Below are 25,257 nucleotides of genomic sequence, written 5' to 3'. Positions count from 1 at the left end.
GGATCCTCCATGACCAGACCGACGACCGCTATGTCGCGCCAGGCCGCCTTGGGCGGATCGGCCGTGGCGGCCCTGCTCGCCGTGGCCCTCGCGGGACCCGCGGCCGCCCAGTCGGGGACGCCGTCGGCCGACCTCGCCGTCAACCTGACGCGCCTGCTGGTCAAGCAGGGGGTGATCAGCCAGGCCGCCGCCGACGACCTGATGGCCCAGGCCCAGCAGCAGACCGCCGCCGCCCGCGCGGCCGAGAGCGCCCAGGCGACCGCGCCGGCCCTGCCGCCGCCCGCGCCCGGCGCCACGCGCATCCCCTACGTGCCCGAGACCGTGAAGGCCCAACTGCGCGACGAAATCCGCCAGGAGGTGCTCAAGCAGGCCCGCGAGGAGAACTGGGCCGCGCCCAACGTGATCCCGGAATGGACCCAGCGCATCAAGCTCAGCGGCGACGTGCGCTTCCGCGACCAGTTCGACCGGTACGACGACTCCAACATCCCGGTGATGATCGACTTCGCGGCCCTGAACGCCAACGGCCCGACGGATCTCAATCCCAACACCAACCCCGCCGGCGTGCCGCTGCTCAACACCCTGCAGGATCGGGGCAGCCAGCTGTCGGTCCGTGCCCGGATCAATCTGGACGCCGAGATCTCCGACCAGATCTCGGCCCACATCCGCCTGGCCAGCGGCCGTAGCAACAGCCCGGTCTCGACCACCCAGCTGCTGGGCGGCGGCCTGACCAAGAAGGACATCTGGCTGGACCGCGCCTATGTCGACATCAAGCCGCTGTCGTGGCTGAGCGGCTCGGTCGGGCGCATGCCCAATCCGTTCGTGGACGAGATCGAAGGCTACCGCCTGACCGACCTGGTCTACGACACCGACCTGGCCCTGGACGGCGCGGCGGCCACCATCCGCTATCCGCTGTTCCCGCGTCACCGCATCAGCGTCTCGGGCACGGCCGGCGCCTTCATGATGGACTATCGCGACGGCAACTTCCCGACCAACAGCCCCGACAAGGCCAACACCAAGACCAAGTGGATGTTCGGCGGCCAGGGCGAGATCACCTGGCAGACCAACCGCTTCGACTGGCGCGCCAGCGCCGCCTTCTACCAGTTCCAGTACGACCGGGGCCTGCTGTCGGATCCTTGCGCGCTCTATACCGGCGTGACCGAGTGCACGACCGACTTCACGCGGCCGGCCTTCATGCAGAAGGGCAATACGCTCTTCCTGCTGCGCAACATCCTGCCGCCGCCCGGCGTCACCGACTATCCCGTGCCGCAATATGCCGGCCTCAGCTTCGACTACGACGTGCTGGACCTGAGCACCTCGTTCGACATGAAGCTTGAGGACGACCGCCACCTGCTGCTGGTCGGCGCCTACGCCCGCAACCTGGCCTTCGATCGCGGCGACGCCTGCCGCTACAACGAGCTGGGCCTGCCGGTGAACAACAACCTGGATGACAATCCCTGTCCCGCGCCGACGGCGGGGCAGGCCGGCTCGCGCCTGGCCACCGGGCCCAACGCCTACATGGGCAAGCTCGTCTACGGCCAGCTCAACCCCTATGCCTGGGGCCAGTGGAACCTCACGGCCGGCTACAAGCGGCTCGAGGCGGACTCGGTGCTCGACGGCTACACCGACTCCGACTTCCACCTCGGCGGCACCAACGCCAAGGGCTACTTCGTCAACGCCAGCCTGGGCCTGTTCGAAGGCGCGAACATCGAGTTCCGCTGGTTCAGCGCCAACGAGGTGTCGGGACCGCCGCTGTCGATCGACGTGGGTCAGATCGACTTCAATGTGAGGTTCTGACCATGCGCCGCGCGATCATCGCCGCGATCCTGGGCCTGACGGCCGCCACCGCCGCCACGACGGGGACGGCCCACGCCCAGAGCCTGGAAGACCGCCTGCGCAGCCAGCTGGTGGCCGTCAACGGTCGCCTGCAGGAGCTGCAGAACAACCAGGCCTCGCTGGTCGCCCAGAAGACCGCCGCCGAGGCCGAGCGCGACGCGCTCAAGCGACGGCTGGCGACGGCGGAAGCGCGCGCGGGGCGCGCCTCGCGGGACGTCAGCGGACCGCAACTGGCGCAGTACAAGGCCCAGGCCGCTCAGGCGGTCCAGGCCAGGACCCAGGGCGAGGCCGACCTGGCCGCAGCCCGGGCCGAGGTCGAGCGGCTGACGCGACAGGTGCGGGACGATCAGGCCGAGCGTGAAAGGCTGTCGGCGCAACTGACCGAAGCCCGCGCCGGCGCCGAGGCGGCCAGGGCCAAGAACGCCCAGGCCATCGGCGTGGCGCGCGAAGTGCTCGACGCCTACAGCCGCGTGACGGTCGCCGACGTCATGGCGCGGCGCGAGCCGTTCGTCGGCCTCAAGCGCGTCCAGATCGAACAGCTCGAGCAAGACTACGGCGACCGCCTCTACGGCGCGCGCCTGGACGTGCCCGCCGACAAGACCCTGACCCAGCCCGCCGCCAAATCGGCCGCCCAGCCCGCCGTCAAGTCCCAGTAATCGCTCGCGTGCCGCCCGGTTCGCTCGCAACCCGAAACCAGAGTTCGACCATGGCCGACAAATCCAAGCCTCTCTTCTCGTCGATCGGCCGGGCGCGGCGCGCGCTGTTCTGCGGCGCCAGCGTGGTCGTCCTGTTGTCGGCCGCCGCGACGAACGAGGCGTCGGCCGACGCCCTGTCGACCCTGAGGGCCGGGGCGCGGTTGCCGGCCACCGGCGCCGGCGCGCCGTCCGTGGCCGTTCCGGTCGTGCCGGGCGTGACCCCCAGCGCCAACGCCGCGGCGGCGCGGAGCCTGCTCAACGCCACCAACGCCCAGAAGACCGTCAACGTGGCCGTTCAGGCCCAGGCGGCGGCCCGCCAGGCCGCGGCGGCCCTGAATGGAACCGTGCCCAACGGCCTGGGCGCGGGGGGGCTGATGCCCGCCATCAATCCCGCCCTAGCGGGAACCGGTCTGGGCGTCTGGCAGGGCGCGCTGGCGCCGACCCAGGCCACCTCGGGTTCGGGCCGCATCCTGGTCGACATCAAGCAGACCGAGTCCCGCGCCATCCTGTCGTGGGACACCTTCAACGTCGGGGCCAACACCACCCTCAATTTCGACCAGAGCCAGAACGGCGTGGCCCAGCCCGACTGGGTGGTGCTGAACCGCGTGGTGGGCGGGCTGGATCCGGTGACCGGCCTGCGCGATCCGTCGCGCGCGGCCGCGCCCAGCCAGATCCTGGGCTCGATCACCGCCCAGGGCACGGTGCTGGTGATCAACCAGAACGGCGTGCTGTTCGGCGGGACCTCGCAGATCAACACCCATTCGTTCATCGCCAGCAGCCTGGAGATCGGCCGCCGGGCCGCCTCGGTCAGCACCGGCGGCCTGCATGACCTGTCCATCGCAGACCGCAACGCCGAATTCCTGACCGGCGGCCTGCTGGCCAACGGCGCCCAGGACGTGTCCGGTCCGCCCGCGACGAACTTCTCGGCCCTGACCAACGCCAGCGGCCTGTACGACGCCAGGCCCGAAGGCGCGGTCGAGGTCGCCGCCGGCGCGAAGATCACGGCGGGCGACGGCGGCTTCATCCTGCTGACCGGGCCCAAGGTCTCCAACGCCGGCAGCCTGGAGGCCGTGCGCGGCCAGGTCAGTCTGGCTTCTGGTCGAGCGGTGGTGCTGAACGCCTCGGAGGGCAAGGCCGACAGCGCCGATCCCAACGTCCGGGGCCTGGTGGTGGCGGTCAGCAATCAGGGCGGGCGAACGAGCACGGCGCCCACCGCCGCCGACTACGTTCTCAACACCGGCCTGATCCGCTCGGCCGAGGGCTATGTCTCGCTGACCGCCGACAGCGGAGTCGGGGCGGTGATCAACGACGGGGTGATCACGGCCACCACCAGCGTGGCGCGCAACGGCTATGTCAGGATCGACGGCGCCGACGTCCGGCTCGCCCCGTCCAGCCTCATCGCCATCACCCCGGACGACACCGGCTCGATCCCCCAGGACGCGGTGTCGCTGGCCAATTTCAAGCCGTCCAAGATCAGCGTGGGCAACACCGGCAGCCGCATCGAGATCGGCGCCGGCAGCTTGACCTACGCCCCGGGCGCGACGATCGACATCGGCTCGCGCTCGGGCATCGAAGGCAACGGTTCGGCGAACGCGGCGCCGGGATCGTCGCGCATCTTCGTCGACAGCGGCGCGGTGATCGACGCGGCCGGCCTGAAGAACGTGGTGGTGCCGGCCTCGCGCAACACCATCGTCATCGACCCGGTCAAGGGCAACGAACTGGCCGACTCGCCCCTGTTCCGCAGCGGCTTCCTGAACGGCGCCACCATCTATCTGGACCCCCGCATCTCGGGGGTGCGCGAGGATGGCGTGGCCTATGTCGGCTCGCCGCTGATCTCGGCCGGCAGCTACGCCCAGCAGGTGGGTGTCACGGCCTCGGAACTGATGACCAAGGGCGGCGACGTCACCCTGGGCGTCCAGGGGGGACGGGTCGGGACCGGAACCGTGGACGCGGCGCCGGACGTGATCGTCAAGCGCGGCGCCACGATCGACATCTCGGGCGGCTGGCGGACCTTCGAGGCGGGCCGGGTGCGCACCACGCGCCTGATCGATTCCACCGGCGCCGTGGTCGACATCAGCTACGCCGATCCCGACCGCACCTATGTCGGGATCTACGAAGGCTATGTCGACGTCCAGCCGCGCGGCCCGACCCGCACCTACGTCAACATGATCCTCGACGGCGACGGCTATGCCGGCGCCTACACAGAAGGGGCCGACGCGGGGTCGCTGACGATCAAGTCGTCCCAGCCCGTGCTGGAAGGCACGGTCCATGCCGAGGTCTTCCCGGGCGTGCTCCAGCGCGAGACCGCCCAGCACGGCACGGGCAAGACCACGGTGTTCGGCGACCGCCGCCAGGTCCAGGCGGTGTCGTCCCAGATGCCGGTCGGCGGCTTCCTGTCGATCCAGGAACTGGGCGTCGACTTCGCCGGCCGCACCGGCGGCGGCGACATCGTGATCGTCGACGGCGAGACGCCCGACAAGAGCGACGGCCTGGGCTACGGCCAGTCGGTGACGGTCGACGGCGACGGTGATCTCGTCCGCGTCGCGCGCCCGGCCGGGGCCATGCTGCCGGTCGCCGAGCGCGGCGTGCTGACCCTGGGCGCCGACACCCTGTCGGCGATGGACCTGGGCCAGCTTTCGCTGCTCACCTCGGGAAGCCTGACGGTCGAGGACGGCGTCGATCTGAACCTGAGCCCTGGTGGCGTCTTCACCGCGACCACCGGCCGCGCGATCACGGTCAACGGCGACATCACCGCCGCCTCGGGCGTCATCGCGCTGGAGACGGTCAATGTCGGCGGGGGCTCGCTGTTCCACGCCGACGCGCCGCGCGCGGGCGGCTATGACGTGACCGTCAACGGCCAGCTGTCGACAGCCGGCCTGTGGGTCAACGACCAGGGCGCGACCGCCGAGAGCCTGCTCGGCTCGGCCTATGTCGACGGCGGCTCGGTCGAGATCACCGTCGCTCCGCGCGAGGTCCTGGCCTCCACCGCCAACGGCGTGACCACGGGCGTCGACATCAGCGGCAGCATCCTGGTCGATGGCGAGCGCTCGCGGATCGACGTCTCGTCCGGCGGCTACGTCACCCACGAGGGCGACCTGGTCCTGACGGCCAAGGGCGGCGACGTCGCCCTGACCAGCGACACCACCTATTTCCAGATCGCCAAGCCGACCGACGTCAATAGCGTCAGCCCCGGCCAGGCGCCGGGCTTCCGCGTGACCGGCGCCGGAGCGCCCGCGGTCAATCCCAGCCAGATCAACGCCCGGATCAGCCTGGGCCGGGACGCGATCAAGGCCCAGGGCTTCGGCGGCGGCGGCACGTTCGCGCTGACCACGCCGGCCATCGCGCTGGGCGACGGCGTGGCCAGCGCCGGCACGGCGCTGTCGCTGGACTTCTTCTCCAAGACCGGCTTCGCCAAGTACGACATCAGCTCGTACGCGACGGACCTGTCGGCCAACACCTTCAGCAACGGCCTGGGCGGCTACAACGCCGTGCTCAAGACCCAGGTCGTGACCGTCGGCGCCGGCCAGACCCTGGACCTGTCCCAGGCCCGCTACGCCACGCACCTGGGCGCGGCCCAGACCACCGCCTTGCTGACCCTGGGCACCGGCGGCGACGTCGCCACGATCCTGACCCCGGGCAAGCAGGCGGAAGCCTGGGATCAGCGGCCGGTCAGCCTGACCTTCGGTGGCCTGGTCGAGCTCAAGGTCGCCGAGGGCGGCCGGATCACCGGCGCGCCCGGCGCGGCGATCGGCGCGGCCCAGATCCTGAACCAGGGCGAGATCCGCCTGGCCGGCGGCGCGATCAACCAGGTCGCCGCCCTGCCGCAATACTATGTCTCGGCCCCGAACGCCGATCCGCGGACCACCGCGCTGGCGGTCGCCAGCCTGGCCGACATCTTCACGGTCAACCCCGATGGGACCATCGACGAGTCCGCCGCCTCGAAGATCGATCCGACGCGCACCAACGCCCAGGTCGCGCGCGACAATCCCATCTATCTGACCGCCGACCTGGCGGCCGGCGTCGGCGTCCAGCTGGACGCCGGCAGCGTGACCGACCTGTCGGGCGTCAGCGTCCGCAATCCCTACGCCACGGGCGTCACCCACGGGCGCCAGGTCGTCACCGGCCGCGTCTATGCCGGCGGCGTCCTGACCACGGCCGCTTCCCAGTACTGGAACGGCGACTTCACGACGGTCTCGCCGTTCCAGCCCGGTTCGGGCTACGCCCAGGTCGCCGTGGGATCTCTGGATCCGAGCCACGCTCTGAAGACCTCGATCAAGGCGGGAGACCTGGTCGCCGGCTCGGGGGCCGTGCTCGACCTGTCGGGCGCTTCGGACACCTTCGATCAGCTCCAGTCGGGCGGCCGCTATGCGCAGACCACGCAATGGAGCGCCGGCGGGGCGCTGACGCTCGGCGGCGGCGCGCTCCTGGCCGGCGCCGCGATCGACGCGCACGGCGGCGACGGCGCGGCCGCCGGCGGGACCCTGACCCTGACCGGCGTGACCCTGGTCCAGGCCGACTCCCAGGCGCTGGCGCGCAACCGGGTCTCGGCCGACCAGATCCAGGCGTCGGGATTCGACAACCTGGTCGTACGCGGGGCGCTGAACGCCGAAGGCGACGTCGACCTCGACCTGGGCGGCGCCTTCGTCCTGACCTCGGGCGTCTTCGACGGCCGCGCGAACCTGTCCGACCCGCAAGACCGGCAAGGCCTCTCGCCAGTCATCGGCGCCGCCGGGCGACTGGACATCTCGGCCGCCTATATCCGCCTCGACAGCGACTTCCAGACCCTGGCCACCCCCGCCGTCGGCGCGCCCGGCCAGGGCGAGGTGATCTTGCGCGCGGGGGCGATGGACGTCTCCGGCGCCGTGCTTCTGGACCGTTCGGTGGCCCAGGCGACCTTCGACGTGGCCGGCGACCTGCGCTTCTCGGGCGTGTCGCCCTACCAGCTGACGTTCGGCGTCGGCAATGCGCCGCCCAGCCTGGCCGGGATGCTGGCCGTCAACGGCGACCTCACCCTGCGAGCCGGCCAAGTCTATGTCACCACCGGGTCCAGCTTCGCCGTCACCTCCAGCGCCGCCGACGGCGTGCTGACCATCGCGCGGGCCTCGTCGACGATTCCGGGCGTTCCGTATTCGGCGGGCGGCAAGCTGACCCTGCAGGCCGACAGCGTCGTTCAGAACGGCGTGGTCCGCGCGCCGCTGGGCGCCCTGAGCATCGGCTCCAACACCGCGTACGCCGTGAACGGGGTCAATTTCGCGCCCGTGACCCGCTCGGTCGAGCTGGGCGGCGACAGCGTGACCTCGGTGTCGGCCGGCGGGCTGTCGATCCCGTACGGCACGACCACCGACCAGACCGAATATTTCTTCGCGCCGACCAGCGGCGATCCGCTGACCGCGCCGCCGTCCGGCGTTCTGACCCTGGCGGGCCAGGCCGTGGCGACGCGCGACGGCGCGGTGGTCGACATCAGCGGCGGCGGCGACGTCTACGGCTACGAGTTCATCCCCGGCCCTGGCGGTTCGCGCGACGTGCTCAGCCGCTACAACACCGACGCCTTCACCGGCAACGGCGGTTACCAATACGCCGACGGCCGCCAAGTCTACGCGATCGTGCCGGGCCTGTCGGACAGCGCGGTGTCGCCCTATGACCCGATCTATTCGGCCGACTACGGCGACCTCTATCAGGTCGGCGGCGCGGGCCGGCGCGTCTGGCTCGACGGCGGCTCCGGCCTGGCGGCGGGGTGGTACACCCTGTTGCCGGCCCAGTACGCCATGCTGCCCGGCGGCATGCGGGTGGTCGAGGACGTGGGCGCGACCAATGTCGCGGCGGGCGCGGCGCTGACCCGGCGCGACGGCACGGTCGTGACCACCGGCCGCTACGGCGGGCTGGGCGGGGCCGGGGAGTCTCAGGTCCGGGTCTTCGAGGTGCAGAACCAGAAGACCATCCTGGCCAGCTCCAAGATCGTCCTGACCTCGGCCCAGACCGCTTTCGCGGCCGCCGCGGCCAAGAAGGGCCAGATCGCCGCGACCCTGCCGTCGGACGCCGGCCGCCTGGTGCTGTCGGCCCTGAACGCCATCGACCTGAACGGAACCTTCCTGACGACGGCGGGCAAGGGCGGCCGCGGCGGCCAGGTCGACATCAGCGGCCAGAGGATCGAGGTCGTCTCGCAGTTGGGCGCGCCCGTCGCCGGCCTCCTGCAACTGGACGCGCGCCAGCTCAGCGCTCTCAACGCCGACAGCCTGCTGATCGGCGGCGTGCGCACCGACAACGCCGACGGCACGACCAGTCTGGCGATCACGGCCAGCGCGATCAACGTCGCCAACACCGCCTCCGCCGCCCTGTCGGCGTCGGAGGTGGTGCTGGCCGTCGACGGAGCGGCGTCGTCGATCACCGTCCAGGACGGCGCGACGATCACGGCGCGCGCGTCCACGGCGACCCAGCGCGGCGGCGACTTCGTCGTCGACGGCGCCGGTCCGGCGACCGGCCAGGGCGCTCTGGTGCGCGTGGCCAGCGGTCCCGACCGAGACGTGGTGCGCAAGAACGTCGAGGCGGTCACGCCGGGCGTGCTGACCGTCGGCGCGGCGACCCTGACCGGCGCGTCGGTGCTGCTGGATTCCAGCGGCGCCTTCACGATCGACCCGGCCGCCACCCTGGTCGCCGACAACCTGACCCTGGGCGGATCGGAGATCCATTTCGCCGACACGGCCAACGGCTTGAACGGTCTGGTGCTGACGCCCCAGCTGCGCGCCAGCCTTAGCCGCGCCAAGTCCCTGACGCTGCGCACCTCCGGCGCCATCGACTTCGCCAACGGCGACTATCGGTTCGGGGACCTGGTCCTGGCCGCGCCGGGCGTGGCCCTGGCCGATCCGAACGGCGCGGTCCGGATCTTCGCCGACGACTTGCGCCTGAACGCCGGAACCGCGGTCACGGCGGCCTGCGGCGTGAGCGGCCCCCTGGCCTGCGGCGCCGGCCAGCTGACCATCGACACCCGCACCACCACCTTCGGCGACGGCGTCCTGCGCACCTACGGCGCAGGCGGCGGCGTCTCCCTGGCCGCCAGCGAGGGCCTGTTCTACGAGGGCAAGGCGACGTTCGACACGGGGGCGGCGGCGCTGACCCTTCGGACGCCGGCGATCCTCGACCGGGCGTCCGGGGCGGCCCAGGGCCAGGCCAGCGGCGCCGTGCCCAGCCTGACGCTGGTCTCGAGCGGGGCGGTGGTGATCGCCGCCGCGTCCGGCTCCACGCGACCCACGGCGGTCGGCGTCGCCGGCTCCAGCCTGTCGATCTCGGGCCAGAGCCTGGCGGTGACGGGGACCAACCTGCGGGCCACGGCCGGCAAGATGACCCTGGCGGCCGCCGACGACGTCACGGTGGGCGCCGGCGCGCTGATCGAGACGCCCGGCTACGCCAAGACCTTCGGCGACGCGGACGATCCCTATTCGATCTCGGCTCCGGGCGGCTCGCTGACCGTGACCGCGCTGAATGGCGACGTGGCGTTCGGCGCCGGTTCGACCGTCTCGGTCGGCGGCGGCGCGGGCAAGGGCGGGGTCCTGACGGTCAACGCCAGCAAGGGCTCGGCGTCGTTCGACGGCGCGATCGACGCGTCCACCCCCGACGGCGGAGCGCGCCTGACGGTCAACACCGCCGGCGCGCTCGATCTTTCGGGCCTGGTGCGCGGCGTCAAGGGCGGCTTCGACGGCGGCATGGACGTGCAGACCAGCGCCGGCGATCTGGTCCTGGCGCGCGACCTGACGCTGAAGGTCTCCAACCTCTCGCTGGTCGCCGACGGCGGCGGCGTGGACATCGAGGGCGCGATCGACGCGTCGGGCGTCAACGGCGGCGAGATCCGCCTGTTCGGCTCCAGCGGCGTGACGCTGGGCTCGGGCTCGATCCTGACCGCTCGCGCCCTGGGCTACGCCGACGGCTCCACGCGCGCGGCCGAGGGCGGAACCGTCCAGCTGGGCGTGGGCCAGTCGGGGGCTATCGCCGTGGCGACCGGGGCCAGGATCGACGTCGGCGTGCGCCACGCCGCGCCACGCCTGGTCGCCACCACCGAGAACGGGGTCACCAACTATCGCTATGTCGAGGCCGACACCGGCGGGACCGTGGTGCTGCGCGCGCCGGTGCTGGGTCAGGCTGGCGGCCAGACGATGAACGTCGACTTCGCCGGGGCCGTCAGCGGCGCCGACAGCGTGGTCCTGGAAGGCTATCGGGCCTTCGACCTGGCGGCCATCGCGGCCGACAACCACTATACCGGGGTGACGGTCAGCGGCGACACCGCGACCCTGAACCTGGCGGCGACGGCCGCGGGCCGGGTCAACTTCCTGGCCGACACGGCCAGCGGCACCCTGTCCGACTTCATCCAGACCTTCGACGTCTCCAGCCTCTACGGTCGCCTGGGCGGCCTGGCCCAGCAGGCCAACTTCCACGCCCGGCCGGGCGTGGAGCTGAACTTCGACGGTTCGATCGTGCTGGCTTCGAACTGGAACTTCGGAGCGGGAACGGTCGACGTGGCCGGGGCCACCGCCGCCGGCCTGATGGCCGCCCATCCCGGCATCTCGGGGGCGGTCTACATCCTGCCGGGGTCGGAAGGGCGGGTCCTGGCCGACTACACCAACATGACCTACCGCGTGGGCGGCAAGGCGACGGGGGAAGCCGGGGTCCTGACCCTGCGGGCCACCGACGACGTCGACATCAACGGCAGCATCACCGACGGCTTCTTCACGTTCGGCGACCAGAGCGACCCGGCCTATCTCAATCGCGCCCTCGGCGGCGGTAACAAGACCTTCAACGGCTACCTCGGCAGCACCTGCGCCGGCGGCTGCACGGTGAGCGACTTCACCACCGGCACGGCGCCGTCGTTCATCGTCAACGTCACCGTTCCCGGCGCCACGGCCCTGCTTGGCGCCGAGGTCGACGCCAGAAACCCCGCGCCCTACAACGCCGCGGCCAACAGCGCCGCCGCCCTGGGCTCGGGCGTCAACGGCCAGGGCGACGCGATCGGCAGCGCCCAGCTCTTCCCGTTGATCGAGACCGCCGACGGCCAGAAGGCGGTGCAATCGTGGTCCTACCAGATCACGGCCGGGGCCAGCGCCTCGGACACGGGCGGTTTCAGCGTGGATCCGACGCGGGTCCAGGCCGGGGCGACGGGCGCGATCACCGTGGCCGGCACGAAAACCTACAACTACGGCGGCGTCGCCGGTACGGGCACGCTGTCCGACACCCTGCTGTTGGGCGTGGCCAACGGCGGCCAGGTTCCGGCCGACCAGTGGGTCCAGGCGCAACTGGCGCAGAACAGGGGGCTGACCCCGCAGTCCTACACCCGGCTGACGTTCTCCAACGCCCCGGCCGCCGCGCGCACGGACCTGTCGCAGCGCGCCGTCGCGTTCTTCGCCCAGCATCCTGGCGAATACACGTTCGCCGGCCCGGCCAACGCGCCGACGGGGGTCTCGACCAGCCTGGCGCTGATGGGCGCCTTCCTGACCGAGTTCGCCGCTGACTGGAGCAGCCTGAAGAGCGCCTATACGCCGCCGCAGGTGATCACGCCCGCGTCCGCGTCGGTCGTCACCGCGACGTTGATCCGCACCGGCACGGGTTCGATCGCCCTGGCCGCCGCCGGCGACATCGACCTGCGCAACGGCGCGACGCCCATCTACCGCAACCCCACGACCGGCGCGCTGGCGACCGCGACCACCGGCTATCAGGTGGGCGGCGTGGCGGTCTACACGGCCGGTCACCTGGTCGATCCGTCGACGATCCATGCCGTGGATCCCAAGACGGGCGCGGCGCTGACCCTCGACCCGGCGGCCTACAGCCAACCCCTGGCGATCACCGGGACCGGCGTCCTGCGCGGCGTCGCGCGCAACCAGCCGTTCTACGCCGAGGGCGGCGGCGACGTTTCGCTGACGGCCGGCGGCGACATCCTCAGCCGGCGTGACGTCTATTCCGGCGTGAAGGCGGCCGCCCAGCGCGGGTCGGCCGGCGGTGCGGGCCTGATGGGCGACTTCAACCAGCCCTGGCGTTTCGGCCAGGTCGGCGTGGCCACCGACATCCGCATCAATGCGCAGCTGTTCACCGAGGGCGTGGGGACGCTGGGCGGAGGCGACATCCGCGTGCGGGCCGGCGGCGACCTGTCGGACATCTCGTTGGTGGCCGACACCACGGTGACCACGGCCGACGTGACCGGCGCCGACGGCAAGCGCCTGGCCGGCCGGGCGCTGCTGACCTACGGCGGCGGCGACATCACCGTCGATGTCGGGGGCGACATGCTGGGCGGCCGCGTCGACATGGGCGCGGGCGCGGCCAAGATCCGCGTCGGCGGCGACGTGGCGGCGGCGGGCAAGACCCAGAGCGCGGTCGTTGCGACGGACTTGGCCGACAACACCTTGCGGCTGCGGCTGACCGACGCCACGATCGACCTGTCCGTGGGCGGCGACGCCACCGTGGGCAGCATCTCGGCCCTGGGCGTGACCACCTCGGCGCTCAACGCCGCCAACAGCCTGGGCTTCTATTCGGCGGACGCGGGCGTGTCGGTCGTGGCCGACGGCTTCCTGACGATCACCAATACGGGCCCGGAAGGGACCAGCTTCGGTGGGGTTCCCAGCCGGAGGACCAGCGAGGTCAGAGAGTCGATCTATCCGGGGTCGCTGACCGCCGTGGCCCTGTCGGGCGACCTGACGATGACCGGTGGCACACCCTCGGCGATCCTGTTGTATCCCACCGCCCGCGGCGCGCTGACGCTGGCGGCGGGCGGCGATATCACGCCGGTCAGCATCGCCATGCTGGACGCCGATCCCGGCCTGTTGCCCGGCGTCTTCTCGACGTTCAGCCTCGACAGCTCCGGCAATCTGGGCAACGGCCTGCCCTTCGACTTCCCGGCGGTGTTTTCCAACACCACGGCCGCCCAGAGACGCGCCCAGCACAACGCCTCGACGCCCCACCTCGGCGACGGCGTGGCCAATCGCATCTATGCCGGCGGCGACATCGTCGACATGATCGTCTCCTCGCCCAAGGAGACGCGGATCGGCGCCGGGCGCGACATCGTCAACATGATGTTCTTCGGCCAGAACCTCGACGCGGGGGACATCACGCGTGTCGTCGCCGGTCGCGACATCATCGCCACCACCGCGCTGATGGGCGCGCCGCTGGGCGGGGTCTTCAACAGCTTCTCCGACATCCGTCCGACCCTGCAGGGCAACACCTTCGTGATCGGCGGGCCGGGGACCCTCTCGCTCGAGGCGGGCCGGGACCTGGGTCCGTTCCTGAATTCGGCCGTCGACAGCTACGAGGGCGGCCTGGACCCCGGTGAGAGGTCCAGCCAGACGTTCGGCGGCGGGGTTCTGTCGGTCGGCAACGAGTGGAACCCCTGGCTGGGAACGCAGGGCGCCGACCTGCAGATCGCGTTCGGCGTGGCCAAGGGCGCCGACTATGCGGCCCTGCGCGAGGCCTATGTCGATCCCGCCAGCCTGGACAAGGCGCCCGACTATCTGTTCGTCCAGACCCAGGACGAGCATGGCGTCTACGTCGCCGACCGAACCAAGCCGATCTATGGTCCCCTGCTGATCGCCTGGATGCAGTCCCACGAATCTCCGGCCCTGGTCGCGACTTTCGGAACCACCTCCGTCAGCTACGAGCAGGCCTACCAGGCGTTCACCAAGCTGTCGGGTCTGCGCCAGCGCGGCTTCCTGCAGAACGTCTATTTCAACGAGCTGGTCCAGACGGCCACGCCCGGGGCGTCGCTGCAGAAGTATTCGCGCGGCTACGCGGCGGTGAACACGCTGTTCCCGGCCGCGCTGGGCTATACGGCCAACGACCTGACCGGCGGCTCGAACGGGGCCAACCTGCAGGTGCGCACCGGCGATCTGGACCTGCGCCTGGCCACGATTCAGACGGCGCGGGGCGGAGACATCTCGATCCTGGGGCCGGGCGGCCGGGTGCTGGCCGGTTCGACGGTCAGCACCGCCCAGCAGGCTTCGCGGCGCAACTATCGCGGCCGCGACCTGTTCGCCGGCGGCCTGCCGTCGACGAACCTCAGCCACGTCTCGGTCATCTCGGCCATCCCGACCGGCTACGAGGGCGTTCTGAGCCTGCGCGGCGGCGCGATCTCCACCTTCACCGACGGCGACTTCGTGCTCAACCAGAGCCGGCTGTTCACCGAACAGGGCGGTGACGTGGCCATGTGGTCGTCCAACGGCGATCTCAACGCCGGCCAGGGGCCCAAGACGTCGGCCAACTTCCCGCCGGCCGTGGTCAAGATCAGCGACAACGCCAACGCCGAGGTCGATCAGGCCGGGGCGGTCAGCGGGGCCGGCATCGCCGCCTTCCAGCCGGCGGTGGGCGTCAAGGCGCCCAATGTCTACCTGATCGCGCCGCGCGGCACGGTCGACGCCGGCGACGCCGGGGTGCGAGTGGCCGGCAATCTGTTCGTGGCGGCCCTGACGGTGGCCAACGCCGACAACTTCAAGGCCTCGGGCACGGTGATCGGCGTGCCCACCGCGCCGACGGCGCCGGTGGTCGGCGCGGAGGCGACGGCGGCCAGCACGGCGGCGACCCAGGCGGCCCAGCAAGCCGTCAGCGGCCGTGATCGTCCCGAGCGCTCGATCATCACCGTCGAAGTCCTGGGCTTCGGCGACGGCGATCCGTGCGAGGACCCCCAGGACCGGACCTGCCGCCCCTAGGGCGCGCGGTCCGGTCGTGAAAAGATCGTCGGAGCCGGCGCGCCAGCGTGCGCCGGCTCCCCAGTCGTCGAGGGCGTAACATGCGTCGCGGCCACCGTTCCGTCGCCTGGCTGCTGTCGATCGGGATGGCGTTGCTGGCGGCCGCCTCGACCGCGCCCGTCTCCGGAGCCCATGTCACCGGCCGCGCCGTCCACGCGACGCCGGCCAGGACCGCGCCGCCGTCCGCTGGCGACGACCTGGCGACGGCGATCCGAGACAACGCGCCGCTGCCGGTGCTGCTGACCGACGCGCCGCCGGCGGCCGACGCCGAGGCGCTGGAGCCGGGCGAGGCGCGGCTGATCGAGGGCACGGTCGAGGATGTCTTCTACGGCCGATCCGAGGATGATCCGCTGCGCCGCGCCGCGGTCGGCCGGGCCTTGGCGGTGCTGGCCCACCGCCTGGACCTGACCCGCGACGTGGCGCTGGGCGACCGGGTGCGGCTGGTGGTTCGCGAGGCGGCCTCCGCCGGGCCGGAGGGGCGGCTGGACTATGTCGAGTTCGACGGGGCGCTGGCTAAGGTCAGGCTGTTCCGCGGTCCACGGTCCGGCGGCGGCTATGTCGACGAGACGGGCGTGCCGCTGGACCGCTTCCTGCTGCGCACGCCGCTGGCGGTCTCGCGCGTCACCTCGGGCTTTGGCCTGCGGCTGCATCCGGTGCTGGGCTATACCCGCATGCATCGCGGGGTGGACTTCGGCGCGGCTGCCGGCACGCCGGTGCTGGCGGCGGCCGACGGCGTGGTCGAGGCCGCCGGTTGGGACGGCGGCTACGGCCGGCGCATCGTCGTGCGCCACGCCGGCGCGCTCGAGACGCTGTACGCCCATCTTTCGCGCATCGCGCCGGGTGTCGCCGCGCGCGGCGGCGTCCGCCAGGGCGAGGTGATCGGCTGGAGCGGCGACACCGGGCAGGTCACCGGGCCGCACCTGCATTTCGAGGTGCGATCGGGCGGCGTCGCCATCGACCCGGCCATGGCCCGCCCTCCGGCGCCGCCGCTGGACCTGGCCGAGCAGCGGGCCTTCGAGATGCGCCGCCAGGCGATCGCGCGGGTGCTGGCCGCCTGCGCCGCCGACCCCGCGCGCCGGTGCGCGGCGCCGTTCGAGGGCCGAGGGGCGGGCTACGACCTCTAGAGGTCGTCCAGTCCGTAACCCAGCCGCTCGATCCAGGGGCGCAGGATCGGCTCGACCGGCGCGAGCTGCTCGCGATAGCGGCGGAAGCGGAAGCGCGAGCGGTCGTACAGCTTCTCGGTCACCTGGGCGTAGCTGGCCGTGCGGGCCGGGCGCGGGTTTTCGTGGAAGTCCAGGGCGCTGGGATCGTAGGACTCGCCGATGAAGTCGAACAGGCGGCGCACCTGGGCCTCCTGGTCGGTGACCATGTCCTCGTAGCGCACGGCCAGGTAGCGCATCGGCAGCACCGACCGATAGTGCTCCACCAGGTCCGCCGTCAGGGCGAAGTGACGGGCGGCGCTGTCCAGGGTCGAGGCGCAATGGAAGCCGTGGCTCAGGGCGTTGAAGAACACAGACAGGGTCACGTCCATCGGATGGCGCACCAGGTGCACGATCGGCGAGCGCGGGAACAGCAGGTGGATCAGGCCCAGATGCGTTTCGTTCAGCGGCATCTTGTCGGTGAACCAGGCCGCGCCGGCGTGGACCACGCCCATGCGGGCGGCTTCGTTCAGATAGTGGTCGCGCAGGGTGTCGATCAGGCCGGTCTTGTCGCCGAACCACAGCTCGCTCAGGGCCTGGGGATACGAGCCCTCGCTGGCCAGCAGGCCGCCGAGACGTTCGGTCAGCTGGCCGATCAGCGGCAGTTCGTCGCCGGCGGCGATGGCCGGATGCGACGACAGGGTCTGCTCGACCAGGGTCGTGCCCGAGCGCGGGAAGCCGACGACGAAGATCGGCTGGGCGACGTCGGTCCGCACGCCCGCGCGCGGCAGCAGCGGCGTGCGGCCGGCGGTGAAGAACGCCTTCAGCGTCTGGGCCTGATGGGCGGCGGCCTCGGCGCGATAGCGGTTGCCGGTCAGTTCGGCGGTCTGGTCCTTGAAGGCGGCGAAGGCGGCGAAGGCCTCGTCGTGACGGCCCAGGGCGTCCAGGATCGTCCCGCGCTCCTTCATCGCCAGGATCCGGACCGGGGCGTGAGGACCGGCGGGAGGCGGGGCGCCGAGCGCGGCCAGGGCCGCCTCGGGATCCTGACGGCGGCGCAGGATCGTGGCCCGGCCGATCGCGACGCGCGGATCGTCCGGCGCCAGGGCGGCCAGGCGCTCGATCAGGGCCAGGGCCTCGTCCAGGCGGCCGTCGGCCTCCTCCAGCTCGAACCACGCGCTGAGCACGGCCTCGGCGCCGGGGGCGGCGATCCGCTCCAGGGCCTGGGCGTAGGCTGCGCGGGCCTCCTCGAAGCGGCCCTGGCCACGCAGGGCCTGACCCAGGCCGACCAGGGTTTCGGCCTCGTCGGCGTCGCCCAGCGCGATGGCCTGGCGCAGATGGTGCTCGGCGCCGACCGCCTGGTGCAGGCTCACGAAGACCAGGCCCATGATGCGTTGGGCCAGGGCCACGTCGGGGGCCAGGCGCAGCAGCACCCGGGCGTGGACGGCGGCTTCGGTGAACGCGCTCTTGCTGCGGAAGAACAGGGCGGCGTTCATCCGGACGACGGGGTCCTCCGGATGCAGGGCCGCCATGCGGCGCACAAGCGCCTCGGCCGCCTGCGGCCGGTCGGTGTCCTTGCAGATGTTGTAGAGGCCGCCCAGGGCGTCGCGGTGACCGGGGACCGTCCGCAGCGCCTCGTGCGCGAAGTGCTCGGCCAGGATCAGTTCGCCGTCGTCATAGGCCTGGGCCATCCGGGCCAGGGCGGCGGCGACCTTGGGCGAGGCCGAGGTTCGCGCGGCGGTCTTCAGGTCGAGGGCGCAGCACAGCTCGGGCGGCAGGCCGGACCGGCAGGCGCAGCCTTCCAGGGGCGACGTGGCCGTGGCCTCGGCGGGGCAGTCGGCTTCCATCAGGGACATGGCGGCGCTCCGGCGGGCCGCGCCCATCCGGCGAGGCTGTTTCGGTGTTGGTGGCGATCGATCGACCGCGCGGCAATGAGCCTAAGCACAGTCGCGCCGATCGGCGCTCCCGGCTCGCGGCCCAGGGGACGCCGCAGGACTGAAGGAGGCGCCCGGCCGCCGCCAAGGGGCGACGACGGCCGGGGTCGGATCAGCCCGCTTCGACAAGACGCAGGCGCGGGGCTAGGGGGCTTGCCTGATTGAGCGTCTGGTCGGGCGCGATCCAACGGGGAGAGACCCACAGCACCTCGATCTCGACCATGGTCGGATGAGAGGTCGCGGGCAGTTCGGCGGCGCCGTCGGTCCAGCGCCAGGACAGACGGGCGGTTTCGGTCTCGTGATGCTCCAGGACGTGGAAGCCGCGGCCCAGCGTGTCGGACGCCAGGTCGAGGGGCTGGCCGCCGATGCGCAGGCCGCTGACGGCCACGCCCAGACGGCGCCAGTCGCCATGGCCGGGCTGGGTCAGGGCCGGCGCGGCCGCGGGGCTGCGCAGGACCAGGGTGCGCGCCGCCGGGACCAGGAACCACAGGCGCTGTTCGGTCGAGAACACCGGCGCGATCGCCTCGCCGTCGGCGTCCAGCGTGACCTGCGGGGCCTGGCCGCGCGTCCAGCCCAGGGCGCCGGCCCGTTCCAGCAGGCGCTGGCGCAGGGCTTCGCTCTGGGGGCCGTGGCGCACGACGGGCAGGCAGGCCTGATCCCAGTCCTGGGGGTCCAGGCGGCCATAAAGCGCCAGGTGTCCGGGCGCGTTGCCGAACACGTCGCGGTTGCCGTCGTCGAAATAGCTTTCGCAGGCCAGGCCCTCGGCCAGGATCACGTCGTGGGCGTCCAGCTCGACGTGGAAGTAGCGCACCGTGTCGACCTGTTCCTGGACGATGGTGGCGCCGTTGGCCAGCAGGCTGATGGGGACCAGCACGCCGTCGATCGCCACCGCGTGGCCGGGCGACAGCCGCAGGTCGCGGGCGGGCAGACCGTCGCCGAACGCGCCGGCGCGCACGCGCACCGGATGCACCTCGGCGGGGCGCGGATGGCGATCGCAGCGTACGTGGCGGCTGCCGATCCAGATCACCGGCCGCATCCCGCCGCTGGCGGTGACCACCTCGTCGCCCTCGATCAGATCCTCGACGGCCACCTCGCCACGCGCGGTCAGGATCCGCGAACCCTCGGCGAAGCAGACCGGCGCGACGTAGGCCGTGGCGTCGTTGTTGAACGACAGCGGATAGGTCGGGCTGGGCGTGTTGGTGAGGGTGAAGAAGGAGGAACCGAAAACCGCGCCATCGGCCTCGATCATGAAGCTGTCCAGGCCCAGGACTAGGCCGTTCGAACTGGTCGCAAAGATCGTGTAGGTGTTGCCGTCGCTCAGGCTGATCGTGCCGAACGTCGCGAAGTAGTGGTAGTAATGGTCGGCCGGCGTTGGGCTGTAGACGTTGAAGGCGGCCGTGTAGCTGGCGTGGACGGCGGTGACCGTCACGGCGCCGGGTCTTACGTTGTCGATATTGCCGGCGCCGACCGAAAGCGTTCCGCCGTAACCGTCGGCGCTTTGCGAGGTGGCGTACAGAACCAGGCTGCCGTTGGAAAAGGTGACGCCGACCAGGCTCTCCAGCACGCCAGGGGTGAACGCGGTCATCTAACGCTCCTCGGATATCTCAATGGTCGCGCGCGGTCCGCGACGCCTCGACCGGACCCTAGGACGCCGGCCGGCGCCTGTCGCTGTGGCTAAACACAGGCTTTCGCGTGAAGAGTTCCGGCGCACGGGGCCCTTGAAATCGATCGAAAAAAGGGCCCCGGCTTGCGCCGGGGCCCCCCAAGTCGATCGAAGTCGAAGGGTGGATTAGGCGCCGACGATCGTGGAGACGCTGCAGGCGCTGTTGCCCGTCGTGCCGCCAGCGTGAGCCGTATCGAAATACAGGTTCAGCGCCGAGGTCGCGGTGGTGGGCGTCAGGAAGGTTTCGGTGATGGCGGTCTGCCAGGTCCCCGGCAGAGGGGCCAGACCGGCGTTGGTCAGTACGGCCGGGTTGGCGAACCAGTAGTTGATATAGCCTGGGGCTGCGCCAACCGAAGCCGTGCGGATGGTGTCGACCTTGGCGCTGCTGTTGTAGCAGGTGTAGCCGAGGAAGTTCACCGTGCCGACGATCGGATAGGCCAGGGCCGGGGTCGGGTTGGCCAGGCTGGCGGTGCTGCTGTTCGAGGTCAGGCGCACCCAGTCGTACGCGTTGGAGCGCGAGCCCCAGTCGGTCTGGGTGGCGTCGTAGTTGCCCGAAGAGTTCGATTCCGGGGCGCGTTGGCCGCTGAACGCGCTGGTCGCGTTGGTGCTCGCCGGCGGACGATAGGCGCCGGCGGCGTTCTTCAGGTCGGCCGTGAACAGCGTGTAGGGCAGGCCGTTGTTGGCCGAGGCGGGCAGGGCGTAGTCGGCGCCCACATAGCCCAGGCGGCCGCGGGTGATGACTTGGCCCGTGGTCGTCGGGACGTCCGAGAAGCTGACATAGCCGGCGACGCCGCCCGAGCCGGTGGCCAGGGTGAACTTGCCGAGGACCGGCGCGCCGCCCACGGGGTTGCCTCGCACGGCGACCGGCAGCGTCGATTCGCCGGCGGTGACGATGAAGGCGTTGCCCGTCAGAGACCCGCAGGCGGCGGCGAAGTGACGGGTGGTCACTTGGGTTGTGCCCGAGCTCTCGGAGCGGCCGACCAGTTCGATCGGAACGCTGAACGTGCCGGTGTCGGTGGTGTCTTGCAGCGAGAAGTTGTTGTTCAGGGCGGTGATCGCCGGGTCGTTCCAGTCGGTGATCTGACCGTTGACGATCTTGCAGTAGGTGGTGGCGTCCAGATGCAGGCCGCCGCCGGTACGCGGGAACTTGACGTTGAAACGGTACTCCGAGACGGTGCCGTCGGCGTTCTTGACCTTCTTGTAGATCGGGTCGTAGGCCAGGGCGACCGGCGCCACGGCGACCGGGAATTGCACCAGCGGGCCGTACTTCGGCTTGGGGACGTCGTATTGGTTGGCGCCCGAGGCGGGGGTCTTCAGGGTGATGCCCTGGAAGACCGTGGGGGTCGGGCCGCCAGCGCCCGGGGTGCCGTTGTCGTAGTAGCCGACTTCGGTCGAGCCCAGGGCGCTTTCCGACAGGCCGTACTGCACGTCGCCGGTCCAGGCGGTGACGCCGTAGCGCGAACGGTCGTGGCTGTAGACGCCGGCGGCGCCAAGGCCCGAACCCGTCAGGGCGTAGTGGACGGTGTTGCTGGTGGCGAAGCCGGTCGGGGTGCGGGTCGAGCAGTTCGGGGCCGGGGTCAGCGAGAAGGCCGTGCCGGGCGGGGTCTTGAACTCGGCGCCGTCGCCGGGGTTAGGCAGGTTCGTGCCGTAGCAGTAGGCCATTTGCCAGTGATAGGGGGCGATCAGCGTGGAGCCGCCACCCCAGATGTCGCCCGCGTGAGCGGCGCCGGCCAGGGCGAGGGCGGCCAGGCTGCTGACGCCCATCAGGGCGCGAAGCTTGATAGACATGGGTATTATCCTTTGTCCGTCTGATTGAGAGCATACGCTCGTGAGTGCTCACGACGCCGCTCTAGCGAGCGCCGCTGGCAAGTGTAGATGGATGTGTAGAGTTTATATCAGTATAGTCGCATATGCTTCTTGGCTTCATAGCATGACGTTTGGTCATCTATTTAAGCGAAGATCGTGTATGCCTTTTCTTTCTACATCCAATAGTAGAAGAGTCAATTGGGTTCAATTGTGAATTTAATTTGTCATCGAGAGTTGTGGTTATCGAAGAATAGATATCGAATCTAATAAGATTCAACGAGATGTCTCGGTAATCCGGATTTCGGACTAGTGAGTATTAAGCTTCTAAGTCTGACGTCATGGAGCCAGCAGGCCGAGCGCGATCGCGCGGGCCACGGCGGCGGTCTTGTTGGGGGTGTCCAGCTTCGCGCCGGCCCGGGACAGGTGGAACTGCACCCCCCGCCGGCTGAGCTTGAGTTCCGCGGCGGTTTCCATCTCCGTCAGGCCCTTGGCGGCCAGGCGCAGCACATGGATCTCGCGCGCGTTCAGCGCGCCGTCGGCGACGCCGGCGGCCGGCAGGTCGGCCCGGGCCATGGCGTGCAGGCGAACGGCGGCCAACAGGGCGCCGCCATCCCGGGCCGCCTCGGCCTCGGCGTCGGCCGGCGCGGACCGCGCCTCGGAAACGAAGAAATTGACGAACGCCGGACCGGCGGTTGAGTCCTGGATCGGCGCGATCAGGCCCGACCGGACGCCCCAGGCCTCGAAGGCGCGGGCCAGGGGGCGGGCGGCCGGCTCGGCCAGGTCGTCCAGCGTCCAGGCGAACGGCGCGAAGGCCCCGGCGGCGCGGGCCGCCAGCGGGTCGAAGGCCAGATAGCCTCGCTTGCGATAGAGCGTCTCGTCCAGCGCGCCGGACGAGATCAGCCGGCCCGGCGCGGCGACCGTCTCGCCCGGCAGCCGGTAGCCCAGGTGCATGTAGGCCGCGTGGGCGAACCCGCAGCGGCGGGCGGCCATGCCGAGCGCCGCGCGATAGGCCGACACGGGGTCGATCGGCGCGGCGGCGGAAAGGGCCGTGGGCCGCGCGCTCAAGAGCATGCTCCGTGAGCGAACGTTCGCGCCGCGCCGGCCGTCGGGTCCGGAAGGATCATCGCGCCTGTCTCCGTCGGGCAGGCTCTACGGCCTCGCCCTCATGACAGGACAGACGGCGACGGGGCGCGGCGACACGGAAACACGTGAACCTTTCGTGTAACCCGCGCATCGGAACGATCGCGCCGCGAGGTCCAATTCGCAAGTCGCTCTACTTACGGGGGAATCCTCGCGGCGAGGCCATGAGCCGCCCCGACCGACGCAAAAAATTTACATATCCCCGTGTCGCCCGAAGCCCGCCGCCTTTGTCTTACGACGTGGGAAGACGCCCAAGGGGGAGCGCGGGCCTTGCACATCTCATACGTCGGACAGTCCTGGCGCGAAGACTCGGTCGTGCACGCCCGAACGGTCGGCGCGGTGCGCCGGACGCCGGTCGGCCCCGACGTTCGTCGATCGTGACGGGGATGATCCCGACTTGCCGACTTGAACGTGCTCCCCGGTGAACCGGCTCGGATGACAGCGAACATGGCGTACGAAGAAGTTCAGGATCTGGCCGAGGCGACCGACGCTTGCGTCGCCGCTTCCGCGTCGCTGTTCAACGCCGCGCTGTCGGCCAAGGCGCTGGTGGCCGCGGCGGAGTATCATGTGGCGTCGGCGCTGCCCCGCAGGATGACCGACACGATGGTCGCCGCGGCGCTGGGCGTGTCGCCCGAGGCCCTGCGCGCGGCCTTCGCGCGGGTCCATGGCGAGTCGACCTACCGCTCCCTGCTCAAGATGCGCGTGCGGTTGGTCGACCTGACGCTGCGGGCCGATCCGGACCTAGGTCCCCGGGCCGTGGCCCAGGTTTGCGGCTTCGGCTATTTCGGCCGCTTCCACCAGCTGTACCGGCGCGACACCGGCCGCTCGCCCGAGATGCGGATGGAGCGCGCCGGCGCCGACGACGCGGCCCTGCAACGGGCGCGGGCGGCCGTCGCGCTGACGGTCGAGCGGGTCTTCCGACCGGCGACGGAACAGAGCGCCGTCGCCCTGGAGGCGCGCGCGGTCGAGGTCGCCGATCCGCGGCGAAGCCTGGAGCCGGAATCGTGAGCGGGCCGGCGTCCGCTCGCCGCGAGATCCTGTTCCTGCAAGGACCGCCCGGCGCCTTCTTCCTCGAGCTGGCGCGGGTCCTGCGCCAGCGCGGCCACGGCGTTCACCGGATCAACTTCAACGGCGGCGACCTGGTCGACTGGGGCGGCGAGGGCGACAACTATGGCCGTGGCGCGGACGCCTGGCCGGGGTTCCTGACCCGCCTGGTCCGCGCGCGGGGGATCACCGATCTGGTGCTGTTCGGCGACTGCCGTCCCCTGCATCGCGTGGCCCGCGCCGCGGCGCCGGGACTGGGGCTGACGGTCCACGTGTTCGAGGAAGGCTATGTGCGGCCCGACTGGGTGACGCTGGAGCGCGGCGGGGTGAACGGCTTTTCCGAGCTGCCCGACGATCCGCAATGGTATCGCGACGCGGCGCGGGGACTGGATCCGGTTCCACGGCGCGCGCCCCTGCCCTCGGCGATCGGCTGGCGGGCGCGGGCCAGCGTGCTCTACTATCTGGCCGCCGTGTTGGCGGGGCCGTTGTTCCCTGGCTACCGCACCCATCGCCCCTGGCATCCGGCGTTGGAGGCGATCGGCTGGGCGCGGCGGGTCCTGAGGCGGCGTCCGGCGACGCCGCGCCAGCCTGGGCCGGCCCTCGGGAGCGAGGCGGGCTATTTCCTGCTGCCCCTGCAACTGGACTCCGACTACCAGCTGCGCGCCCATTCCGACTTCGCGGGCATGCAGCCGGCCCTGGTCCGGATCCTGACCTCGTTCGCCCGCCACGCGCCGCCCGGCCCGCGCCTGGTGATCAAGGAGCATCCGCTCGACAACGGCCTGCGCGACTGGCGGCGGCGCGTGCTGGACTGCGCCCAGGCCCTGGATGTGGCCGACCGGGTGGTCTTCCTGGAAGAGGGCGACATCGACGCGCTGGTCGCCGGCGCCCAGGGCGTGGTGACCGTCAACAGCACCACCGGCACCCTGGCGCTCGCGGCGGGGGTGCCGGTGATCACCTTGGGCCGCGCCGTCTACGACGTGGCCGGTCTGACCCACCAGGGCTCTCTCGACACCTTCTGGCGGGCGCGCCAGCAGCCCGACCCGGCGCTCTACGAGGCTTTCCGGCGGGTGCTGGCCGACCGCTGCCTGCTGTGGGGCGGTTTCTACGCGATCGAGACCCGACCGGGCCTGGTGCTGGCCGCGGCCGACCGGATCCTCCGCGCGGCCGACGCCGTCGAGACCCGCGAGCGCTTCGTTCCGTCGCACATGATCGCCGCCGAATGAGCGACACGGCGCTTCTTGAACGGCGGCCCGCCGGACGGGTCGGCCGATCCGCCCCGCGGGGGCCGGCGGACGT

General features: G+C 71.2%; 10 protein-coding genes. 6 read left to right on the top strand and 4 right to left on the bottom strand.

The window, feature by feature from the left end; all coding sequences use genetic code 11:
- Positions 1–9 precede the first annotated feature (9 nt).
- The 4 genes from G3M62_RS19835 to G3M62_RS19820 all read left to right on the top strand — a co-directional run bounded on the left by G3M62_RS19835 (position 10) and on the right by G3M62_RS19820 (position 16,362).
- Positions 10–1,794, top strand: coding sequence for a putative porin (locus G3M62_RS19835; RefSeq protein ID WP_165190143.1), 1,785 nt, complete (start codon positions 10–12; stop codon positions 1,792–1,794).
- A 2-nt stretch (positions 1,795–1,796) separates the two neighbouring features.
- Positions 1,797–2,489, top strand: a complete 693-nt coding sequence (locus G3M62_RS19830) for a hypothetical protein (RefSeq protein WP_165190141.1) — start codon at positions 1,797–1,799, stop codon at positions 2,487–2,489.
- A 50-nt stretch (positions 2,490–2,539) separates the two neighbouring features.
- Positions 2,540–15,199 carry a filamentous haemagglutinin family protein gene (locus G3M62_RS19825; RefSeq protein WP_165190139.1) on the top strand — a complete coding sequence of 4,220 codons (12,660 nt, stop codon included), beginning with the start codon at positions 2,540–2,542 and terminating at the stop codon, positions 15,197–15,199.
- An 80-nt stretch (positions 15,200–15,279) separates the two neighbouring features.
- Positions 15,280–16,362 (top strand): M23 family metallopeptidase, encoded by a 1,083-nt coding sequence (locus G3M62_RS19820; RefSeq protein WP_165190137.1) that lies wholly within the window; start codon positions 15,280–15,282, stop codon positions 16,360–16,362.
- Here G3M62_RS19820 and G3M62_RS19815 read toward each other — a convergent pair.
- The 4 genes from G3M62_RS19815 to G3M62_RS19800 all read right to left on the bottom strand — a co-directional run bounded on the left by G3M62_RS19815 (position 16,359) and on the right by G3M62_RS19800 (position 22,842).
- Entirely contained in the window at positions 16,359–18,230 is a 1,872-nt protein-coding gene (locus G3M62_RS19815) for a tetratricopeptide repeat-containing sulfotransferase family protein (protein ID WP_165190135.1), read from the bottom strand. The two genes, G3M62_RS19820 and G3M62_RS19815, sit on opposite strands and share 4 nt — an antisense overlap.
- 190 nt (positions 18,231–18,420) lie before the next feature.
- On the bottom strand, positions 18,421–19,893 hold the full coding sequence (locus tag G3M62_RS26395) for a Hint domain-containing protein (RefSeq protein ID WP_205691909.1): 1,473 nt from the start codon (positions 19,891–19,893) through the stop codon (positions 18,421–18,423).
- A gap of 204 nt (positions 19,894–20,097) precedes the next feature.
- Positions 20,098–21,759 carry a substrate-binding domain-containing protein gene (locus tag G3M62_RS19805; RefSeq protein ID WP_165190133.1) on the bottom strand — a complete coding sequence of 554 codons (1,662 nt, stop codon included), beginning with the start codon at positions 21,757–21,759 and terminating at the stop codon, positions 20,098–20,100.
- A 354-nt stretch (positions 21,760–22,113) separates the two neighbouring features.
- Entirely contained in the window at positions 22,114–22,842 is a 729-nt protein-coding gene (locus tag G3M62_RS19800) for a helix-turn-helix transcriptional regulator (RefSeq protein ID WP_165190131.1), read from the bottom strand.
- A 522-nt stretch (positions 22,843–23,364) separates the two neighbouring features.
- Between G3M62_RS19800 and G3M62_RS19795 the strand changes: the two genes are divergently transcribed.
- Together G3M62_RS19795 and G3M62_RS19790 are read left to right on the top strand one after the other, a co-directional pair.
- Entirely contained in the window at positions 23,365–23,925 is a 561-nt protein-coding gene (locus G3M62_RS19795) for a helix-turn-helix domain-containing protein (protein ID WP_165190129.1), read from the top strand.
- Positions 23,922–25,184 (top strand): capsule biosynthesis protein, encoded by a 1,263-nt coding sequence (locus tag G3M62_RS19790; RefSeq protein ID WP_246263338.1) that lies wholly within the window; start codon positions 23,922–23,924, stop codon positions 25,182–25,184. The genes G3M62_RS19795 and G3M62_RS19790 overlap by 4 nt, the downstream gene beginning before the upstream one ends.
- The last annotated feature ends 73 nt before the right edge of the window (positions 25,185–25,257 follow it).

It is taken from the genome of Caulobacter soli (assembly GCF_011045195.1).
GTDB classification, from domain to species: Bacteria; Pseudomonadota; Alphaproteobacteria; order Caulobacterales; family Caulobacteraceae; genus Caulobacter; species Caulobacter soli.
This window is presented reverse-complemented; position numbering and strand designations above follow the sequence as displayed.

Excerpts from the sequence above, each read along its gene's own strand:
- G3M62_RS19835 (WP_165190143.1), top strand. The coding sequence starts at position 10 with ATGACCAGACCGACGACCGCTATGTCGCGCCAGGCCGCCTTGGGCGGA.
- G3M62_RS19825 (WP_165190139.1), top strand. The coding sequence starts at position 2,540 with ATGGCCGACAAATCCAAGCCTCTCTTCTCGTCGATCGGCCGGGCGCGG.
- G3M62_RS19805 (WP_165190133.1), bottom strand. The coding sequence starts at position 21,759 with ATGTCTATCAAGCTTCGCGCCCTGATGGGCGTCAGCAGCCTGGCCGCC.
- G3M62_RS19820 (WP_165190137.1), top strand. The coding sequence starts at position 15,280 with ATGCGTCGCGGCCACCGTTCCGTCGCCTGGCTGCTGTCGATCGGGATG.
- G3M62_RS19815 (WP_165190135.1), bottom strand. The coding sequence starts at position 18,230 with ATGTCCCTGATGGAAGCCGACTGCCCCGCCGAGGCCACGGCCACGTCG.
- G3M62_RS26395 (WP_205691909.1), bottom strand. The coding sequence starts at position 19,893 with ATGACCGCGTTCACCCCTGGCGTGCTGGAGAGCCTGGTCGGCGTCACC.
- G3M62_RS19795 (WP_165190129.1), top strand. The coding sequence starts at position 23,365 with ATGGCGTACGAAGAAGTTCAGGATCTGGCCGAGGCGACCGACGCTTGC.
- G3M62_RS19830 (WP_165190141.1), top strand. The coding sequence starts at position 1,797 with ATGCGCCGCGCGATCATCGCCGCGATCCTGGGCCTGACGGCCGCCACC.